The 18,465-nt window shown below is 60.6% G+C and carries 13 protein-coding genes and 2 tRNA genes; 1 reads left to right on the top strand and 14 read right to left on the bottom strand.

The features are described 5' to 3' along the window. Positions 1-6 precede the first annotated feature (6 nt). The 9 genes from GWK36_RS04550 to GWK36_RS04510 form a co-directional block, all read right to left on the bottom strand. Complete coding sequence (locus tag GWK36_RS04550) at positions 7-1,119, bottom strand: glycosyltransferase family 2 protein (RefSeq protein WP_166270141.1); 1,113 nt, start codon at positions 1,117-1,119, stop codon at positions 7-9. A gap of 90 nt (positions 1,120-1,209) precedes the next feature. Further along, entirely contained in the window at positions 1,210-1,860 is a 651-nt protein-coding gene (gene lolA / locus GWK36_RS04545; protein ID WP_166270140.1) for an outer membrane lipoprotein periplasmic chaperone LolA, read from the bottom strand. Between the two features lie 294 nt (positions 1,861-2,154). Next, positions 2,155-4,728, bottom strand: a complete 2,574-nt coding sequence (locus GWK36_RS04540; protein WP_166270139.1) for a DNA translocase FtsK — start codon at positions 4,726-4,728, stop codon at positions 2,155-2,157. A gap of 219 nt (positions 4,729-4,947) precedes the next feature. Then, positions 4,948-5,418, bottom strand: coding sequence for a Dps family protein (locus tag GWK36_RS04535; protein ID WP_210756909.1), 471 nt, complete (start codon positions 5,416-5,418; stop codon positions 4,948-4,950). Between the two features lie 44 nt (positions 5,419-5,462). Further along, positions 5,463-5,672, bottom strand: a complete 210-nt coding sequence (locus GWK36_RS04530; protein ID WP_166270137.1) for a DUF2061 domain-containing protein — start codon at positions 5,670-5,672, stop codon at positions 5,463-5,465. Positions 5,673-5,762: 90 nt separating this feature from the next. Next, a complete protein-coding gene (locus tag GWK36_RS04525) occupies positions 5,763-7,790 on the bottom strand; it encodes an ABC transporter ATP-binding protein (protein ID WP_166270136.1) in 2,028 nt (675 codons plus the stop codon). Between the two features lie 8 nt (positions 7,791-7,798). Further along, positions 7,799-9,208: an ABC transporter permease gene (locus GWK36_RS04520; RefSeq protein WP_166270135.1), complete on the bottom strand. Its 1,410-nt coding sequence runs from the start codon at positions 9,206-9,208 to the stop codon at positions 7,799-7,801. Between the two features lie 10 nt (positions 9,209-9,218). Continuing rightward, a complete protein-coding gene (locus GWK36_RS04515) occupies positions 9,219-10,196 on the bottom strand; it encodes an ABC transporter permease (protein ID WP_166270134.1) in 978 nt (325 codons plus the stop codon). Continuing rightward, a complete protein-coding gene (locus tag GWK36_RS04510) occupies positions 10,193-12,283 on the bottom strand; it encodes an ABC transporter substrate-binding protein (protein ID WP_246237677.1) in 2,091 nt (696 codons plus the stop codon). Before GWK36_RS04510 ends, GWK36_RS04515 begins: the two co-directional genes overlap by 4 nt. A gap of 209 nt (positions 12,284-12,492) precedes the next feature. Here GWK36_RS04510 and GWK36_RS04505 point away from each other — a divergent pair, with 209 nt between their 5' ends. Further along, entirely contained in the window at positions 12,493-13,269 is a 777-nt protein-coding gene (locus GWK36_RS04505; protein ID WP_166270132.1) for an enoyl-ACP reductase FabI, read from the top strand. A gap of 92 nt (positions 13,270-13,361) precedes the next feature. Here GWK36_RS04505 and GWK36_RS04500 read toward each other — a convergent pair whose 3' ends face one another. From GWK36_RS04500 to lon, 5 genes are all read right to left on the bottom strand, one after another. Beyond that, complete coding sequence (locus tag GWK36_RS04500; RefSeq protein ID WP_166270131.1) at positions 13,362-15,287, bottom strand: SurA N-terminal domain-containing protein; 1,926 nt, start codon at positions 15,285-15,287, stop codon at positions 13,362-13,364. 75 nt (positions 15,288-15,362) lie between these two features. Then, positions 15,363-15,439, bottom strand: a tRNA-Asp gene (locus tag GWK36_RS04495). A gap of 3 nt (positions 15,440-15,442) precedes the next feature. Continuing rightward, positions 15,443-15,518: transfer RNA gene (locus tag GWK36_RS04490), tRNA-Val, on the bottom strand. 15 nt (positions 15,519-15,533) lie between these two features. Next, positions 15,534-15,806, bottom strand: a complete 273-nt coding sequence (locus GWK36_RS04485; RefSeq protein WP_166270130.1) for an HU family DNA-binding protein — start codon at positions 15,804-15,806, stop codon at positions 15,534-15,536. A gap of 176 nt (positions 15,807-15,982) precedes the next feature. Continuing rightward, complete coding sequence (lon, locus tag GWK36_RS04480) at positions 15,983-18,442, bottom strand: endopeptidase La (protein WP_210756858.1); 2,460 nt, start codon at positions 18,440-18,442, stop codon at positions 15,983-15,985. Positions 18,443-18,465 lie beyond the last annotated feature (23 nt).

Below are 18,465 nucleotides of genomic sequence, written 5' to 3'. Positions count from 1 at the left end.
CCGCTCTTAGCCCGTCGCCCGCACTGGTATCGAGCGCCCCTTCCAGGCGACCCGATTGCGGATTAGGGTGAGATAGAGCGAGCGGGCAAAGACGGCCATGAAGAACAGGAGGAACAGCGGATAGGTCGCAGCCGTCAGCCAACCAAATTGGCCCAGCCGATGCAGCAGCCAATGGATCTGGATGGCATAGGCACTATAGGCGATGGCACCAGCCGTGGCCCAGGGGGTCCACATGTCTCCCGCACGCACGCCATCGAGCAGCGCATCGCAGGCCGACATCCCCCCACTAACCCAGGCGGCGATCAAGACCAGCATGACTGGGTCCGTGGTCATAGCCCCGCGGGCAAAGTTCTTGGTCCAGCCTTCGATCAGGTCGCCGATCCCTTGCGGATACATGCGAAAGGAGATCACGCCCTGCCCGATGAAGTTATGCGTTGGGACACCACGCCGCGCCAGCGCCCGCGCCAAGGCCACGTCGTCGATGATCTCGTCGCACACCAGACGATGCCCGCCAGTGCGGAAATAATCAGCGCGCGCACAGACCATGCAGGGGCCAAAGGCGCCGTTTGGGGGAAGGCGCTCACCGGCCAGGGTGAAGGAGCGAATCCCCGCCATCATGATCAGGGAGAAGGCTGCCGACAGGCGCTCATAGGCCCGCTCCATGAGGTGATAGGGCTGGATCGAGACCAGGCCCCCATAGCGGGCATGGGTCGCCACGATCCGCTTGAGGCCCTCAGGCTCGAGCACGGTGTCGGCATCGAGAAAGACCAGGACCTCACCCTGGGCGGCTTGGGCGCCGGACCAGCAAGCATGCGGCTTGCCAATCCAACCGGGTTCAGGCCCTTTCAGGCGCAGGGTCTTGCACCCCGCCGCCTCGCCGAGCTCGGCGGTGCGATCGCTCGAATCATCATCGACCAGGATGACCTCGAAGTTGGGATAATCTTGGGCTTTGAGCGAGGCCAGCAGCGGCGGCAGGCGTTTTTCCTCGTTGCGTGCCGGGATGATCATCGAGACCGAGGGGGTGGGGAGGTCTTGAGAGACGGGCGGACAGGGTCTCAGCCGCCCCAGAAAAATAAAGGCGAGCGACCAGGGGAGCAACAGCCAGAGGAGTTCAGACATCTTTACAATTGGCCTTGAGGATGGGAGTTGGGCCTCAGCCGCGCCATGTGCCAGGGCCTGCGGCGATCCAGCGATTGAAGTCCTAAGCCCTTAGTCTAACGACAGAAACTCATCGACCAGGCGCTGATCGAGCTTAAAGAGATTGGGGTCGAGCTGAGGGTTGCTCTCGATCCCGCTGAAGTTGAGCCGCGTCTTTTGGCCGAAACTGTCGGCCATGATCAGGCTCTCGAGCCGGTCACCTGCAAACCCGAGCTCGATGCGCACCACCTCGGTCTCTGGGTCCTTGGGGATCAGCTCCACCCAGTCGCGTCCGTCCGAGCTCGCTAAGGACCGGGTCAGAAAATGGGTCTCGATCGGTTCAGCATTGGCGAGCAATAGGGCGGGCGTGCCGCGCAACGCCTTGGCCTGACTGCGATGCGCGACCTGTTTGAGCTCGACGTCGTGCACATAAACCCGCTGGCCGTCGGCGATGATGACCTGGCGGTTGGGGGTCTGATATTCCCAGCGGAAGCGCCCTGGGCGCTGGAGATAAAAGGTCCCGCGCCCCTCGAGCATCCGCGTCCGCTCGGCGTTGAAGGTGAACTGCTCGAAGTCGGCCTTGAGGCTATTGATGCCCCTAAGATAGTCATCGATGCGTTGGGCACTTGCCTGGGCGAATGCGGAGGACCAGGCGATGCCCAAAAACGCCACGAGCAACCACCCTTCCCACTTGAGGGGCGATATGGATTTCACACAAGGCATGGAGAGACCTGGGGTTGATTAATACGCCAGCCTTGGACCGGGATGAACGGCCAAAAGTTTTATCGCACGCCTTCGCCCATTGAAGAGACTGGGGCATGCTCGCTGGGACTATAGCACAGGATCCGTCTCCCCTTTGCCCTTCCCCGTTGCGTTGTCCAATCGCGAATCTGCCGGAATGGGCCCTTGTAGCCTATCTCCATGGCCGCATGCCGCCGGCTACCCACTCTTGAAAGGGTCATACCGCGCCGGTTGCAGTCTTTGGACGCGCCGTGCCCAAGCAGGATCTTGGGGTTTTCAGCCCTGGGGCGGCGGCACCAGTACCTCGCGGTTGCCATTGGTCTCGGCAGGGCCCACGATCCCCAGGCGCTCCATCTCTTCGATCATGCGCGCCGCGCGGTTGTAGCCGATCTTGAGCCGGCGCTGCACCCCCGAGATCGAGGCGCGGCGGCTTTCGACCACGATCTGCACCGCCTCATCGAACAGAGGGTCTGTCTCTTCAGTCTCGCCAGCGCGCGGCTCGGGATCGATCCCCGGGATCGTCTCGGTCGGCTCGCTCAGCACATCATAGATGTAGTCCGGATCGCCATAGTGTGCCTTGAGGAAATCGACCACGCGATGGACCTCGTGGTCATCGACGAATGCACCATGCACCCGGTGTGGGATGTTGCCGCCCGGGGGGAGATAGAGCATGTCGCCGTAACCCAGCAATTGTTCCGCCCCCATCTGATCCAGGATGGTGCGCGAGTCGATGCGCGACGAGACCTGAAAGGCGATGCGGGTGGGGATATTAGCCTTGATGAGGCCGGTGAGTACATCAACCGATGGGCGCTGGGTGGCAAGCAGCAGATGGATCCCCGAGGCGCGCGCCTTTTGCGCCAGGCGGGCGATCAGCTCCTCGACCTTCTTGCCCACCACCATCATCATATCAGCGAGTTCATCGATGATGACGACGATATATGGCAGGTGTTTAAGGGTCGGGACCTGGCCGTCGAAGATCTCCTCTGGCTTGACAGTGGGATCAGGGATCGGGGTCCCTGCGGCCTCGGCCTCAGCGATTTGGCGGTTATAACCCGCGATATTGCGTACCCCGAGCTTGGCCATCAGCCGGTAGCGGCGCTCCATCTCGCCGACACACCAACGCAGGGCATTAGCCGCCTCCTTCATGTCGGTGACCACCGGCGTTAAGAGATGCGGGATGCCCTCATAGACCGAGAGCTCAAGCATCTTCGGGTCGATCATGATCAAGCGTACGTCCTCTGGCCCCGATTTATATAAGAGGCTCAAGATGATGGCATTGATCGCCACCGATTTGCCCGAACCCGTGGTGCCGGCGATCAGGGCGTGCGGCATGCGCGCCAGATCCGCGACTACCGGCAGACCCGAGATATTGGTCCCCAGGGCGATGGTCAAAGGCGAGCTCGCATCCTGATAAGAAGGTGAATCCAGGATCTCGCGCAGATAGACCGTCTCGCGCTCGCGGTTGGGGATCTCGATCCCGATGACCGGTTTGCCCGGGATGATCTCGACCACGCGCACGCTGACCACGGTGAGCGCACGCGCCAGGTCGCGTGCAAGCCCGGTGATCTTGCTCGCCTTGATGCCGGGTGCGAGCTGAAGCTCAAAGAGGGTCACCACCGGCCCTGGATAGACACCCACGACCTGGACCTCGACGCCGAAATCGGCCAGATTGCGTTCGACCTGGCGCGAGAGTTCTTCGATCTGTTCCTCGGAATAGCCGCGCCCGCTCTTGCGCGGTGCATCCAACAGGGTCAGGGGCGGCAGGGGCTTGGAACTGGTCCCCGGCTCTGGCGCGCGAACAGCCTGGGTCAGGCGTCTCAGCAATCCGCGTCTTTCCTCGGATGGGCAAGGCGCTGGTTCCGGCTCGGGCGCGGAACGCGGCAGGGCTGCGCTGACAGGGGTCTTCTGCGGCTCGGCTCGCAGCTTGGGTGTCTCACACACGGCCTTGGGGAGCGTAGTGGGCGGCGGATCCAGGATCTCAGGTACCGGCGACGGCTCCGAAGGCATCCGCACCTCTACGGTGGTTGGAGAGACCAGCGGGACTGGATCGCGCAACACGGCAGCGATCTCGGGAGGGAGCTCGGTCGGCGGGCGTCGTCCACGGCGCCGCTCTGGATCGGTATTGAAGGACCGGATCTCGCTCGGATCGATGAGTGCCAGTGCCGGCGGTAGTCCTTTGAGGGGACGCCGTATCCGCGGTTGGGGGTGCGCCGAGTGCGGCAGTAATCGGCCCAGATGTAACTCGATCCAGTTAAGTCCATTTAAGACGATCTCACCGATACCATCGATGAGCTTCAGCAAAGAGATACCCAAGAAGAGGCTCAGGCTGACACCCAGGGCAACTGCCAGCATCAGATTGGCGCCCATCGTCCCAAACGAGTCGCCTATCCTTCCGCTGACGAGGAGACCTAGGCCACCGCCTGGGCCGTTCGGTAGATCCGTCGCCTGCATGGGTAGATTAGCCGAGGCAAGGCCGCAGCCAGTGGCCAGGGTCAGGACAAAACCAAGCCAGCGCCATGCCAACAGCCAGATTTTGGTCGCTGACTCTTCGCTATGGCCACGGAAGAGCACCCAGGCGCTCCAGGCAAGCATGAATGGCAATAGATAGGCGAGATAGCCAAACAGATAGAGCGCCGCGTCAGCAAACCAGGCACCGGTACGTCCGCCGGCATTGCTCACCTCGAGATCGGCACCGATATATGACCAGCCCGGGTCCTGAGGCGAATAGCTGAGTAATGAGATGATGAGATAGGCCGAGGCCCATAGCAGGGCCCACAGCCCTCCCTCGCGCAAGGCGCGCTCGACCTGATCAGTGAAGGTCAATTGACCGTAGCGTGTCGCCTGTCCCACAGGGGCATCTCCTGGAAATACCTTAGTATATTATATCTTTAGATAGCATTTTTTGTGTAGCTTCTAGATTATTGTTGCGTAAAAAACAACGCACTCACATGGGGGCTTGGGGTAACAGGCACCCCGCAAAAAAACGCCCGCCGAGAGCTGACCGGCGGGCGGTGATCGGCCGGCCTTGCATCAGGTAGGAACCGGCTTGCAGGGGTGGAAGGCAGTAGATCAGCTCTCAAGCAGGCTGCGCAACATCCAGGCATTCTTTTCGTGGATCTGCATCCGCGCGGTCAAGAGGTCCATGGTTGGCTGATCGCTGGCCTGCTCGGCCGCCGGAAAGACTGAGCGTGCGGTGCGCACCACGGTCTCTTGTCCCGCTACCAGCCGGCGGATCATCTCCTCGGCGTTCGGCTGGTCGTCCTCCTCTGGGATCGAGGTGAGCCGCGCATAGGTCTTATAAGACCCAGGGGCCGGATGACCCAGGGCGCGGATGCGTTCGGCGATCAGATCGACCGCAAGCGCGAGCTCGTTGTATTGGGTCTCGAACATCAGATGCAGGGTATTGAACATCGGACCCGTGACGTTCCAGTGATAGTTGTGGGTCTTGAGATACAGGGTATAGGTATCGGCCAAGAGCCGCGAGAGCCCCTCGGCAATGGCCGCGCGGTGTTCTTCTGAGATCCCGATGTCGATCGGCATCTTGTCATGATGGGTCATGGTTCGATCCTCCAGGGTTGAATGGACTAGACTGCAAAGGTGGCCAAGGTCTGGGAGGGGCGGCGACTGGCGCGCAGCCACTCCCAGGTCTTTTCATGCAAAAAATAGGCGATGGTATTGACCACGGGTTCGACTAGGGCCAAGGCGCCGCCGATGACGATGCTACCGGTCATCAGATAGCCGACACCAAAGGCCACGCTGATGTGGACGATGCCGAAGGTGAGCGTCTTGATCATGGCCGCTGACTCCTTTTCTTTTGCTTTCGGTGTGCAGTCTAGTCGGCCTCGAATCAAAAGTGAAATCGATTGATTCAAGTATTATGATCGTCATTCACGATCAATCACCCCCTCACCCGCTGCCAGATGACACTGCACCCAATGACCGGCTCCAAGGCGCACCGCCGGCGGTGCCTCGTGGCGGCAGCGGGCAGCGGCCTCAGGGCAGCGCGGATGAAAGCGACAGCCTGAGGGCGGGGACTGCGGCGAAGGGAGTTCGCCAACAAGCCGCAAGACTGGCCTGCGGCCCTGGGGATCGATCTGGGGGACCGCCGCAAGCAGGGCGCGAGTGTAAGGGTGGCGCGGTGCCTCGAGGATGGCTGAGACCGGACCGTATTCGACGATCTGCCCCAGATACATCACCGCTACCGCATCGGCAAGATAGGACACCACTGCAAAGTCATGGGTGATCAAAAGATAAGCCAAGCCGAGCCGCGCCTGGAGGTCGCGCAATAGATTGATGATCTGGGCCTGGACCGAGACATCGAGGGCGCTGGTCGGCTCATCACAGATCAAGACCTTAGGCTCCAGGGCCAGGGCGCGGGCGATACAGATGCGCTGGCGCTGGCCGCCTGAAAACTCATGCGGGTAGCGATTGAGGGCGCTCTGATCGAGTCCAACCTGCTCGAGCAGTTTGGCGACACGGCTTAAACGTTCGGCGCGATTAGGGACGATCCCCAGGGCCTTGAGCCCCTCCCCGACGGTGTCTCCGACCAGCATACGCGGGTTCATGGCGGCAGCAGGATCTTGGAAGATGATCTGCAACTCCTTGCGGAATGGGCGCAGCCGCCGATAGTCAAGACCCACGAGCTCCTGGCCCTGATAGCGCACCGAGCCACCCGTTGGTGGGATGAGTTGGAGGATTGCGCGCGCCGCCGTGCTCTTGCCGCACCCAGATTCGCCCACCAAGGCGAGGGTCTGGCCCGCGCCGAGGTCCAAGGAGACCCCATCGACGGCGCGCACCCAGCCTACAGTCCGGCGCAGGATGCCGGCGCGGATCGGAAAATGGACCCGAAGGTCGCGTACCTCAAGGATCGGGGCGGCAGGGGATTCGAGCGGGGTTAGGGAGGGTTGGACGCAGTGAGCGACGCCCAGCGCGGACGTGGCGGTGAGTTCAAGCGCGCGATGACAGCACACCTCATGGCCCGCGCCCAAGACCTCCCAGGGAGGCGCTGCTTGCCTACAGCGCGCCTCGGCCCAGAGACAGCGTTCGGCAAAGCGACAGCCCGGGCCAAATGCGCTCGGGGGCGGCGGCTGCCCCTCGATCGCACGCAGCGGCTGACCGCGTTTTGCACCTTCGGGCAGACTCGCCAAGAGTTGGCGGCTGTAGGGGTGTCCGGGCCGGTTAAAAAACTCGGCCACCGGCGCCGTCTCGACGATCTGACCGGCATACATCACCGCCAGGCGCTCGGCATATTCGGCAACCACACCGAGATCATGGGTGATCAATAAGACCGCCAGTCCCCGCGCTGTCTGCAGGGCCTTTAGCAGGTCCAGGACCTGCGCCTGGATAGTGACATCGAGCGCTGTGGTCGGCTCGTCGGCGATCAGGAGCTGGGGATTGCCCGCCAAGGCCATCGCGATCATGACCCGCTGTTGCATCCCGCCGGAGAGCTGATGCGGATAGTCGTCAAAGCGGTGCTCGGCATCGGGAAGACCCACAGCGCATAACAGGGCGATGACCTCTGCCCGCGCATGCCGCCCCTTGCGACCCTGATGCAGCTCGATTGCCTCGGCGATCTGCGCACCGACAGAAAGCACCGGATTTAAGGCGGTCTGCGGCTCCTGGAAGATCATGGCGAGCCTGCCGCCGCGGATCTTGCGCATCTCGTATTCTGGCAGGCGCAGGAGGTCTGTGCCATCGAGACGCACCGAGCCCGACGCAATCCGACCACCAGGCGGCAGCAGACGCATCAAGGCAAGCGCAGTCATCGATTTGCCACAGCCGGACTCGCCCACCAGGGCAAAGGTCTCGCCGGCCTTGACCCTTAGGCTCACCCCATCCACCACCCGCAGCGGGCGACCGGGGTCGCCGAGCTCGGCGGTCAGACCCTCGACGATGAGTAGCAGTTCAGACATGGATCCACCTAGGCCCAGAGGGTCCGCAGCCTGGGATCGAAGGCATCGCGCACCACATCGGCGAAGAGATTGGCCGCGAGCACCAGGACGAACATCGCGCCGAAGGCTGCGGCCAGCGACCACCAGACGACAGGGTCGCGCGCCAGCTCGAGCCGGGCGCTGTTGATCATATTGCCCCAGGAGTGCATGGTCGGATCGACCCCGATATTGACATAGGAGAGCACCGCCTCGGCCAATACCAGGCCGCTGAAGTCCAAGACAACGGTGATCAAGACGATATGAAAGAGATTGGGCAAGAGATGGCGGACGATGATGGCAAAATGCCCGACCCCTAGGGCGCGCGCCGCCAGGATATAATCGCTTTCGCGAAGCTTGAGGGCCTCGCCCCGCAATAACCGGCATAGCCCGGTCCAGCTCGTGACACCGAGGATGATGCACAGCCAAAGCAACCTGAGATCGGCGCGCTCGGCAAGGCTTGCAAACTCCTCGGCATGCACATGCATATAGACCTGAAGCATCAGGATGGCGGCAGCGATCAATAAGACCCCAGGGATCGAATTGAGGGTGGTATAGAGATACTGGATCAGGTCATCCACCCAACCCCCGAAATAACCGGCTGCCACCCCGAGCGAGAGGGCCGCAGGCAACATGACCAGGGTGGTGAGCGTCCCGATCACCAGCCCCGTACGGATGCCCTTGAGCATCTGATAGAACACGTCCTCGCCCACCTTGTCGGTGCCCAGCACATGATAACCCTGGCTCAGCTCGGCGAGGATCGCCCCCAGGATCAGGATGAGGCCCAGGGTCAATAGGGCAACGCGCCAAGGGATCTCGGTCTGACCGCAAAGAATGCGATCGCGCATCTGAGCAAAGGGGCGCTGTTGCCGGGAGGCCAGCCAGGCGATCAGTGCGACAAAAAGCGCTGACCACAGGGCCAAACCCTGGATCAAACCGCGCAGGCTGCGCCAGGCGATGTCCCAGGTGCGCTCGCGCTCGGGGTCTTTGAGATGTGCCCCCCCATATTGGAGGCGCGGATAGTCCCGGATCACCGTCCCGTCCGCTTGGACGATCGACTCCTTGGCATAGAGGTGGGTGGCCAAGGGCGCCGAATAGGTCTTCTCCTGGCGAGTGCGAAGATCGGTCAGCAAAAGATCGAGAAGACTTAAGACCTCTGGACTGTAACGGACCTCGCTGGACTGATCGACCTGCAGGCGGACATGGACCGTATCCAGCAGCCCTACCGATCCATAGGCCGCAAGCACTACGAGTGCGGCCATCCCGACCGGCGAGCGGACGACCTGACGCCAGGGCGCGCGCAGATGCTCGTGGCGCGCAGCATAGAGGCCAAACACCAGGGCAGAGAGGATCAGGAGATAGACCAGGGCATCGGTCCAAAACAGGACGGGGATCAGGGGCATGGGGTCAGATTCAGCGCAAACGCACCCGCGGATCGACCAGGGTGTATGAGATATCGGTGAGGATCAGGCCCAGGATATAAAGCACCGCGCCGAGGAAGACCATGGCGCGCACGATGGCAAAGTCTTGGTTATTGATCGCATCGATGGTATAGCTTCCCAACCCAGGGATGCCAAAGAACGATTCGGTAATCAGGCTGCCCATGAATAACAGTAGCAGGATCGCCACCACCCCTGTAAGGATAGGGATCAGGGCATTGCGCAGAACATGTCGAAAGAGCACCAGGTGTTCGGGTAAACCTTTGGCGCGTGCGGTGCGCACATAGTCGCGCCCGATCTCTTCTAAGAAAAGGGTGCGGTACCAGCGCGTCCCTGAGCCGATCCCCGAGACGACGCCCACGATCACCGGCAGGAGCAAAAAACGCAGGCTATCCAGGCCCTGCCCATAGCCGGAGACCGGCACTAGGTGCCAGAGCTTGGCCATGAGATATTGGCCGGCGATGATATAAAAGAGCCCAGAGATTGACATCAGGATCACCAATAACACCGCGCTGCCGAGATCGATAGAGGTTGCGCGAAAGAAGACGATGAACAGGGCATAGCTGATATTGAATGCCAAGCCGACAACAAGTACAGGTACAGCAATCGCCAAGCTCGGCCACATCCGCTGGCTGATGTCATAGCCGATATCGCGCCCGGCATCCGATAGACCAAATTGGAAGGCAAAGAGCTTGAGCGATTTCTGAAAAAAGATCGTCTCCGTCATCCGCTGAAGACCCTGGGCCTGCGGGTTATACAACAAAGGCAGGTCATAGCCGCGCTCTGACTTCCAGGCCGCGATCGCCTCTGGGGTGACGCGCTTTTGCCCAAGGTGCATGCGCGCCATGTCATCGGGCGAATTGACGACAAAGAACAGGACAAAGGTGATGAGATTGACCCCGATCAGGATCGGAAGGGCATAGAGCAGGCGCCGGATGAGATAGCCGGTCATAAGGCGCTTGCCCTCTCGCGCCGGCGCACGGCGACCCACGCCGGTATAACCAACAGTAAAAGCACGCCTCCGATCAGGGCCAAGGGCCATAAGACCGGCTGATTCCAGGCGAGGCGCGCGGACTTGCGATCCTCAGGGTCGAGCCTGAGATATTTGAGCGTATTATTGGCCATCTGGTTTGGATAGGCGTTATAGAGCCAACGGTGATGCAGGGTAAATGACCTGGGATGAAAGCCGAAGGACCAGGGGGCATCAGTGCGCACGATAGCGACCATGCGCTCGATGATCGCCTGGCGCTCTGGACCATCTGTGAGGTCTTTCATCCGCTCAAATAAGCGATCGAACTCTGGGTTGCGATAATTCGCCGCATTCTCGCCCTGATGCTCAACTTTGCCGTTGGGTCCATAGAGCAGAAATAAAAAGTTTTCTGGATCGGGATAATCGGCATTCCAGCCCCACATAAAGACCTGGCCGGTGCCACTGCGGATCTTTTCTTGGAAGCGATTGTAATCCGTCGCGCGGATGACAAGCTCGATGCCGATCTTGGCGAATTGTTTGCGGATCCAGTTCAAGCGCGCCCGATCATCCGGACCGGTCGCCACCGCCTCATAATAGAGGGTGAGCGCCCGTCCAGTCGCCGGATCGATCCCGTCTGGATAACCCGCCTCACGCATCAGGGCGCGCGCCTCATCGATCCTCCGCCTCTGCGGGCGGCCATCGTGCCAGACATAGACGAATGGATTGATCCCCGTCTCCCCCTCGCGATGGCCAAAGATTCCAGGCGGGAGCGGGCCCTGGGCGGGGATGCCGCGGCCATTAGCGAAGATGGCGATGAACTCATCGAAATCGACCGCGATCGAGATCGCGCGGCGCAATAGGCGCGTGCGTTCTGACTCGCCGCCAATCACCGGATCGAGCATGTTAAAGCCCAGGTAATAAATCGAGGGGTCAACAGCTGTCAGCAGCCGGATTCCGCGGCTGCGCAGCGATTCGGTCAGGATCGGTAGGCCAAGGGTATCGATCTGGATCGCCTGATCAAAGGTGTCTGAACCGATCCCAGAGACGTCGTAATAGCCCTGGAGGAACTTGGTCCAGCGGGGTATGTCTTCCTTTTCCAAGCTATAGACCGCCCGATCGATGAAGGGCAGGGTCTTGCCGGCATCGCGCAACAGCCCCCTCTCCTCATCCCCCGGCATCCCTTGGGTAGGATAGCGCTCGCCGTGGAAATTGGGGTTGCGTTCGAGGACCATGCGCCGGTTGGGGTCGTTTTCGACGAGCATATAGGGGCCAGTACCGATCGGGTACCAATCGAGGCTGATATTGCGCTCAGCCAGCCCAGGCTGGGCATAAAAGACATCGGCCTCCCAAGGTATGGGCGCAAAAAAGGGCATCGCCAACCAATAGATAAACTGGGGATAGGTGCCCTGGATGCGGATGCGCAGGCGATAGCGGTCCACGACCTCGACGCCTGAGAGATGCGCCTGATGCAAGGCATGGGCCTGCTCTAAAGGGGGGGCCGACAGCAGCCCCCCAAGCCGGTCGGCAAGCTCGGCGAACCCCTGGATGTGCTGCCCCATCAGAGCGGCGATCGGTGAATGGTTCCAGGGCGCGGCCAGGCGTTTGACCTGATAGGCAAGGTCTTCGGCCACAAGCTCGCGGGTACCCATCTCGGCAAAATCGGCCAGGCGATGGATAGCCCGAAGGTCCTGCGGGCGCAGGTCATGATAGCGATAACGATCCCCTTGATCCTGGGCGAGAGCCGGATGCGGTTGAAAATAGACCCCTGGCTGGATGCGGATCAGGTAGTCGCTATAGGCGATGGCCTCGGGCGGCGTGTCCTCGGGCAAGGGGTTCCCCGAGGCATCGAGATAGAGCGGCTGAGGGACCTCAGCAGCAATCAGCGGAACCAGGCGATAGGGTCTGAGCAAAAAGTGATATTGCAACGGCGGCTCATAGATCTGGGCAAGAAAGGCATATTCATCAGCGCTGTAGGCGCGTGCGGGGTCCAGATGCTTGGGGCGCTCAGCGAACGAGCCGTAATAGGTATTGGCGCTGGACTCGGTAGAGGGATAGGGATCATTCCACACGCCCTTAGGCCCACACCCAACGAGCCATGAGACCAACCCTGCCAAGGCCAACCAATGTCCAAACCGAAGACGCACCTCTGCCCTACCCTTTCATCGGCTGCCGAGATTGGTTACTGTTGCAACCTAAGTGCGGGGGTGTCAACGGGCAGTAACAGCCCAGCCAGCACGGGATCCATCATGATGACAACGCAACAGAGACCAAAGCGACCATGGGTTTTTTAACCGGCAAAAAGATCCTGATCACAGGGGTGGCAAGCAACCGTTCGATCGCCTGGGGCTGCGCCCAGGCGATGGCACGCGAAGGGGCAGAGATTGCCCTGACCTATCAAAACGATAAGCTCAAGGCACGCGTCGAGGAGCTCGCCCAGCAATGCGGCGGAGATGTGGTATTGCCGCTCGATGTGGCGCGCGATGAGGAGATCGAGGGACTCTTCAAGGCGCTCGGCGAGCGCTGGGGGGGGCTGGATGGCATCGTGCATTCGATCGCCTATGCCCCGCGCGAGCAATTGGAGGGCGATTATGTCGATGCGATCGACCGTGAGGGCTTTCGCATCGCCCATGAGATCAGCTCATATAGCCTTGCCGCCCTCGCCAAGGCCGGACGCAGTCTGATGGCCGGACGCAACGGGGCGCTTGTGACCATGACCTATCTGGGCGCGGTGCGCGCGGTCCCCAACTACAACGTGATGGGGCTTGCCAAGGCGAGCCTCGAGGCCAATGTCCGCTATCTCGCCGCCTCCCTTGGGCCCCATGGCATCCGCGTCAACGGGATCTCGGCCGGTCCGATCCGCACCTTGGCGGCCTCTGGGATCGCAGATTTTCGCGAGATGCTCAAAAAGGTCGAAGAACGCACCCCCCTGAGGCGCAACGTGACCATCGAAGAGGTGGGGAATGCTGCCGCCTTTTTGTGCTCAGATCTGGCTTCGGGGATCACCGGCGACATTCTCTATGTCGATACCGGCTATCACATCCTGGGGCTTGGCTGAAGACTACTCACTACCTTCCCTGCGCGAGTAGGAGGGCTGTAAAACAGAAGGCGCCTAACTCTCAGGACCCGCGGAAACAGCGAACCGGCGCTTTACTCAGCTCGCTCCTCGCGCGTCTCATGGCGTATGATCTTCGCCCGCGCCTTCAAATCATTGAGCACGCTGCTATAGGCCTCGCGCTCCATGACCTGGGCAAGGATGAATGACCCAGGGGACAATGTCCCCGTCTCCTTGACCTCGACCGGACCTTCTTCAATACGCTTCACCCGTACCACTACAGCATCGCCATCATCCAGGATCGCCGTACCGATACTGGCCTTATCAGCCGTCGGGGCCGGCAATTTGAATGCAAGGTCCAGGATGCCCGCTGGCAGGCCAGGGGACTGACGCTCGATCAACCCTGGCATCTCGGGTTTGAGATCGCCTGCAGCCGCTGTCCAGTCTGCACCCTCGCGCAGTTTCTCGGCGATCTCCTCGGCGGCTGACTTAGCGGCAGCACGGGATTGTTCGGCGCGGATCGCTTCGATGATCGTCTCCCTGACCTCCTCCAGCGGTCTGACCGACGCCTCACGATGCCCGGTGGCGCGCAATACGATCACCTGTAGGCGATCTCGCTCGGGCTCGATCGGGTCGCTGTTGCGCCCATTGAGCAAGACCTCTTCCGTAAACGCCGCGGCCAGGACCTTGGGATGATAGAGGATGCCCTCCCCGCGCTGCCCACGACCGATCCAGTCGCTGTGCTCGATAGGCAGACCCAATTTCGCGGCAGCAGGCTCCAGACTATCTGGGTGCTCGTAACTCAGGGTCGAGAGCTGTTCAGAGAGGGTAAAAAAGCTCTCCTCGGCCTTTTGTCTGGCGACTTCGGCACGTAACTGGTCGCGCACCGCTTCCAATGGCTTGACTGCAGCAGGTTGGATGCGGGTGACCTGGATCAGGTGATAGCCAAAGGGGGTGCGCACGGGCTCGCTGAGTTCACCGACGGCAAGGGTAAAGGCCGCCCGCTCGAATTCAGGGTCCATCATCCCCTTGGCGATTATCCCTAGCGCACCACCATTCGCGGCGCTCCCCGGGTCTTGGGAGAGCGCCTTGGCCAGCTCCTCAAAGGATTCTCCTGCCTGGATGCGGGCGCGGATCGCCTGAATCTGGTCGAGTGCGGCAGCTGCGGCCGCCTCATCCGCCTGAGGGTCCAGTGTGCGCAAGATATGGCGTACCTCGCGCCGTTCGGGTTCATTGAAACGGGATGACTTAGCCTCATAATGCTGGCGGATCTCCTCCTCGTTGACCGCGACCTCAGCGACCAGCCGATCGACATCGAGCAGCAGATAGTCGAGCCTAACCTGCTCTGAGACCTGGAAGCGGGCGCGATTGGCCTCGTAATAGGCGGCAATCCGCGTCTCATCGATCGGGGTCTCCTGGCGGTAATTGGCCAACGGTAGGCGCAGGTACTCGATCTCGCGCCGCTGACCCATGAGTTGCTGATAGGCGGCAAGCTCGGCGCGGGTGACCAGCTCACTGCCCGCCACAGCACGCAAGAGCTGGATTGCGCTCATCCGCTGACGCAGCTGCGCCTCGTACAGGGCGGGGGTGAGCCCCTGATAGCGCAAGAGGCGCTCGTAGGTGTCTTTGTCGAATCGACCCTCTTTGATAAATGCAGGATCGGCGAGGATCTGCATCTGGACGTCCTGATCCGAGACGCGCAGATTCAGGCGCTTGACGGTATCCATGAGGACGGCCTCATCGATCATGGATTCAAGTACCTCGGCGCGTAGACGCTGGTCATTGAGCGCCGCTGGGTCATAGGCGTCTCCTAAGCGTTCGCGCTGTTCAAGCCGAACCTCCTGCAGGCGCCGATCCAACTCACGCGCTGGGATCTCGACCCCATTGACGGCTGCAGCAACCGGCTCGCTATTGATTCCCAGATATGACTGGATACCCCAGAGGGCGAAGGGGATGCTGATGAGGATGATAATGGCCCAGGCGATCCACCCCTGGGCACGATCACGGATGACTTGCAACATGGCGATTGCTTTGAGGCAGGACCTTTACATGAAAACGGGGTATCCACTCACCATGGATACCCCGCTTATTAAAGATGGCGGAGCGGACGGGGCTCGAACCCGCGACCCCCGGCGTGACAGGCCGGTATTCTAACCAACTGAACTACCGCTCCGACTGGTGGGTGCTGCAGGGCTTGAACCTGCGACCCTCGCCTTGTAAGGGCGATGCTCTCCCAGCTGAGCTAAGCACCCTGGGAAGCGAGATATTTATTGTATCGCGTCCTTGAGTGCTTTGCCAGCTTTAAATGAAGGTGTTTTCGACGCCTTGATCTCGATGGTGGCCCCAGTCTGCGGGTTGCGGCCTTTGCGCGCTGCGCGCTCTTTCACCGAGAAGGTACCAAACCCAGTCAATGATACAGTGTCACCCTCCTTGAGCGCAACGGCGACCGCATCAGTGAAGGCGTCCAGGGCTCGCGCGGCCGCTGCTTTGGAAATGTCAGCTGCCTCTGCCATTTTCTCGATGAGATCGGATTTATTCATATGTTTCCCCTGTAGTTTTAATGTTTATATCTTCATGGACGGGCGCGCCGCCGGCTTGGTCGGAGACGATCAGAGCCCACCTCAGAGGGGATTTTGCGCCCGCTGAGGGGTGCTCTATGTTCCTTGACGCATCCTAATGCGCAAGACCGGCGTGAGGCAATATACTGTGCGGCTGTCTAATGATGGAGTCTGGCGCCCTGGTCTCGCCCCAATTCAGCACCTGACTCACAGGCATCATCCGATTCGCTGACTGGCTCTTTGGCGTCTGTCGTGGTCTCAACTGGGGCAGGCGGCCTTGTGAGTGCGAGATCCAGCACCTGCTCGATCCAACGCACTGGGTGGATTTTGAGATGCTGCTTGATATTTTTCGGGATCTCAGTGAGGTCGCGCTCGTTTTCAAGCGGGATGATCACCGTCTCGATCCCACCGCGATGGGCCGCAAGCAGCTTTTCCTTGAGCCCGCCGATCGGCAAGACCTCGCCGCGCAGGGTGATCTCGCCGGTCATGGCCACGTTCGAGCGCACAGGGATCTTGGTGAGCGCCGAGACCAAGGCCGTGCACATCGCGATCCCAGCGCTAGGCCCGTCCTTAGGTGTAGCGCCCTCGGGGACGTGGATATGGATATCAAATTTATGATGAAAATCCAGCGGTACCCCAAGCGTTTCAGCGCGCGCCCGCACTACAGTCATGGCCGCCTGGATGGACTCCTGCATCACATCGCCGAGCTGTCCGGTATAGGTAAACTTGCCCTTACCCGGGACCAAGGCGGCCTCGATGCGCAAGAGTTCTCCGCCGACCTCAGTCCAGGCGAGACCTGTCACCTGTCCGACCTGGTCGTGTTCGTCGGCGCGTCCATAGAGATAGCGCTGGACACCGAGATATTTCTCCAGGGATTTGGGACCAATCACCGTTGGGCCTTCGCGTTTCTTAAGCAGGACCTCCTTGACCACCTTGCGACAGATCTTGGAGATCTCGCGCTCGAGATTACGCACCCCGGCCTCGCGCGTATAGTGGCGAATGATGTCGCGTAATGCCGCTTCGCGGATCACGAGCTCTGAATCCTTGAGCCCATTGTTGCGCCGCTGTTTGGGAACCAGATAGCGTTCAGCGATCGCGACCTTTTCGTCCTCGGTATAGCCAGACAGCCGGATGACCTCCATGCGGTCGAGCAGCGCCGGTGGGATGTTGAGCGTATTGGCAGTCGCGACAAACATCACCTCGGAGAGGTCGAAGTCCACCTCAAGATAATGATCGTTGAAGGTGTGGTTCTGCTCAGGGTCGAGGACCTCGAGCAGCGCCGAGGCGGGATCGCCGCGAAAGTCCATCGCCATCTTGTCGATCTCATCGAGCAAGAATAATGGATTGCGCGAACCGACCTTGATCAGGTTTTGGATGATCTTGCCTGGGAGTGCGCCGATATAGGTGCGCCGATGCCCGCGGATCTCGGCCTCATCCCGCACCCCGCCCAAGGACATGCGCACGAACTTGCGATTGGTTGCCGCCGCGATCGATTGACCCAAGGAGGTCTTGCCGACCCCCGGGGGGCCCACGAGGCACAGGATCGGCCCTTTCAGCTTGCGCACCCGCTGTTGGACGGCCAGGTATTCAAGGATGCGTTCCTTGACCTTCTCCAGGCCATAATGATCCTTTTCGAGGACGGCTTCGGCGACCTTGATGTCGTTGCGGATGCGGGTGCGCCTCTTCCAGGGTAGGCTCACCAGGGTGTCGAGATAGTTGCGCACCACGGTCGCCTCGGCCGACATTGGCGACATCAGCTTGAGCTTGTTGAGTTCGCTCATGGCCTTGGTCTTGACCGCGTGCGGCATACCCGCGGCCTCGATCCGCTTGGAGAGCTCATCCACTTCGTTTGGCGCATCCTCGAGCTCACCCAACTCCTTTTGGATCGCCTTCATCTGCTCGTTGAGATAATACTCGCGCTGATTCTTCTCCATCTGGCGTTTGACGCGCCCGCGGATGCGCTTCTCCATCTGGAGGATCTCGTTCTCTGTTTCCATGAGACCCATCAGGTGTTCAATGCGCATCGCCACATCGGTGATCTCGAGCACGCGCTGTTTCTCCGCAAGCTTGAGCGACATATGGGCGGCCATGGTATCGGCAAGCCGTCCTGGCTCATCGATGCTCGCCAGCGAAGTCAGGACCTCAGGTGGGACCTTTTTATTGAGCTTGACATATTGATCGAACAGGGAGAGGGCCGATCGCATCAAGACCTCGCGCTCGCGGGCATCAATGGCGAGCGTCTCGCTCAAGGGAGCGATCAAAGCCGAAAATACGCCCTCAGTGGTCAGAAAACGCTCGATGCGGGCGCGCTGCTGTCCCTCGACCAATACCTTAACGGTGCCATCTGGAAGCCGCAGAAGCTGAAGGATATTGGCCAGAGTACCGATCTCATACAGATCATCGATCTTGGGATCATCGATATCGGCGCTTTTTTGGGCAATGAGCAGGATCTGTTTGTCGGTGGACATGGCGGCATCGAGCGCTCGGATCGATTTTTCGCGACCCACGAACAGCGGGATGACCATGTGTGGATAGACGACCACATCCCGCAAGGGGAGTACCGGAATCTCCCTGCCAGGCGGTAGTTCATGATCGGATATCTGGGTGTTATGCGCCATAGAAACCTGTCTTTCACCAATTG

This window comes from Caldichromatium japonicum, assembly GCF_011290485.1.
GTDB lineage: Bacteria > Pseudomonadota > Gammaproteobacteria > Chromatiales > Chromatiaceae > Thermochromatium > Thermochromatium japonicum.
This window is presented reverse-complemented; position numbering and strand designations above follow the sequence as displayed.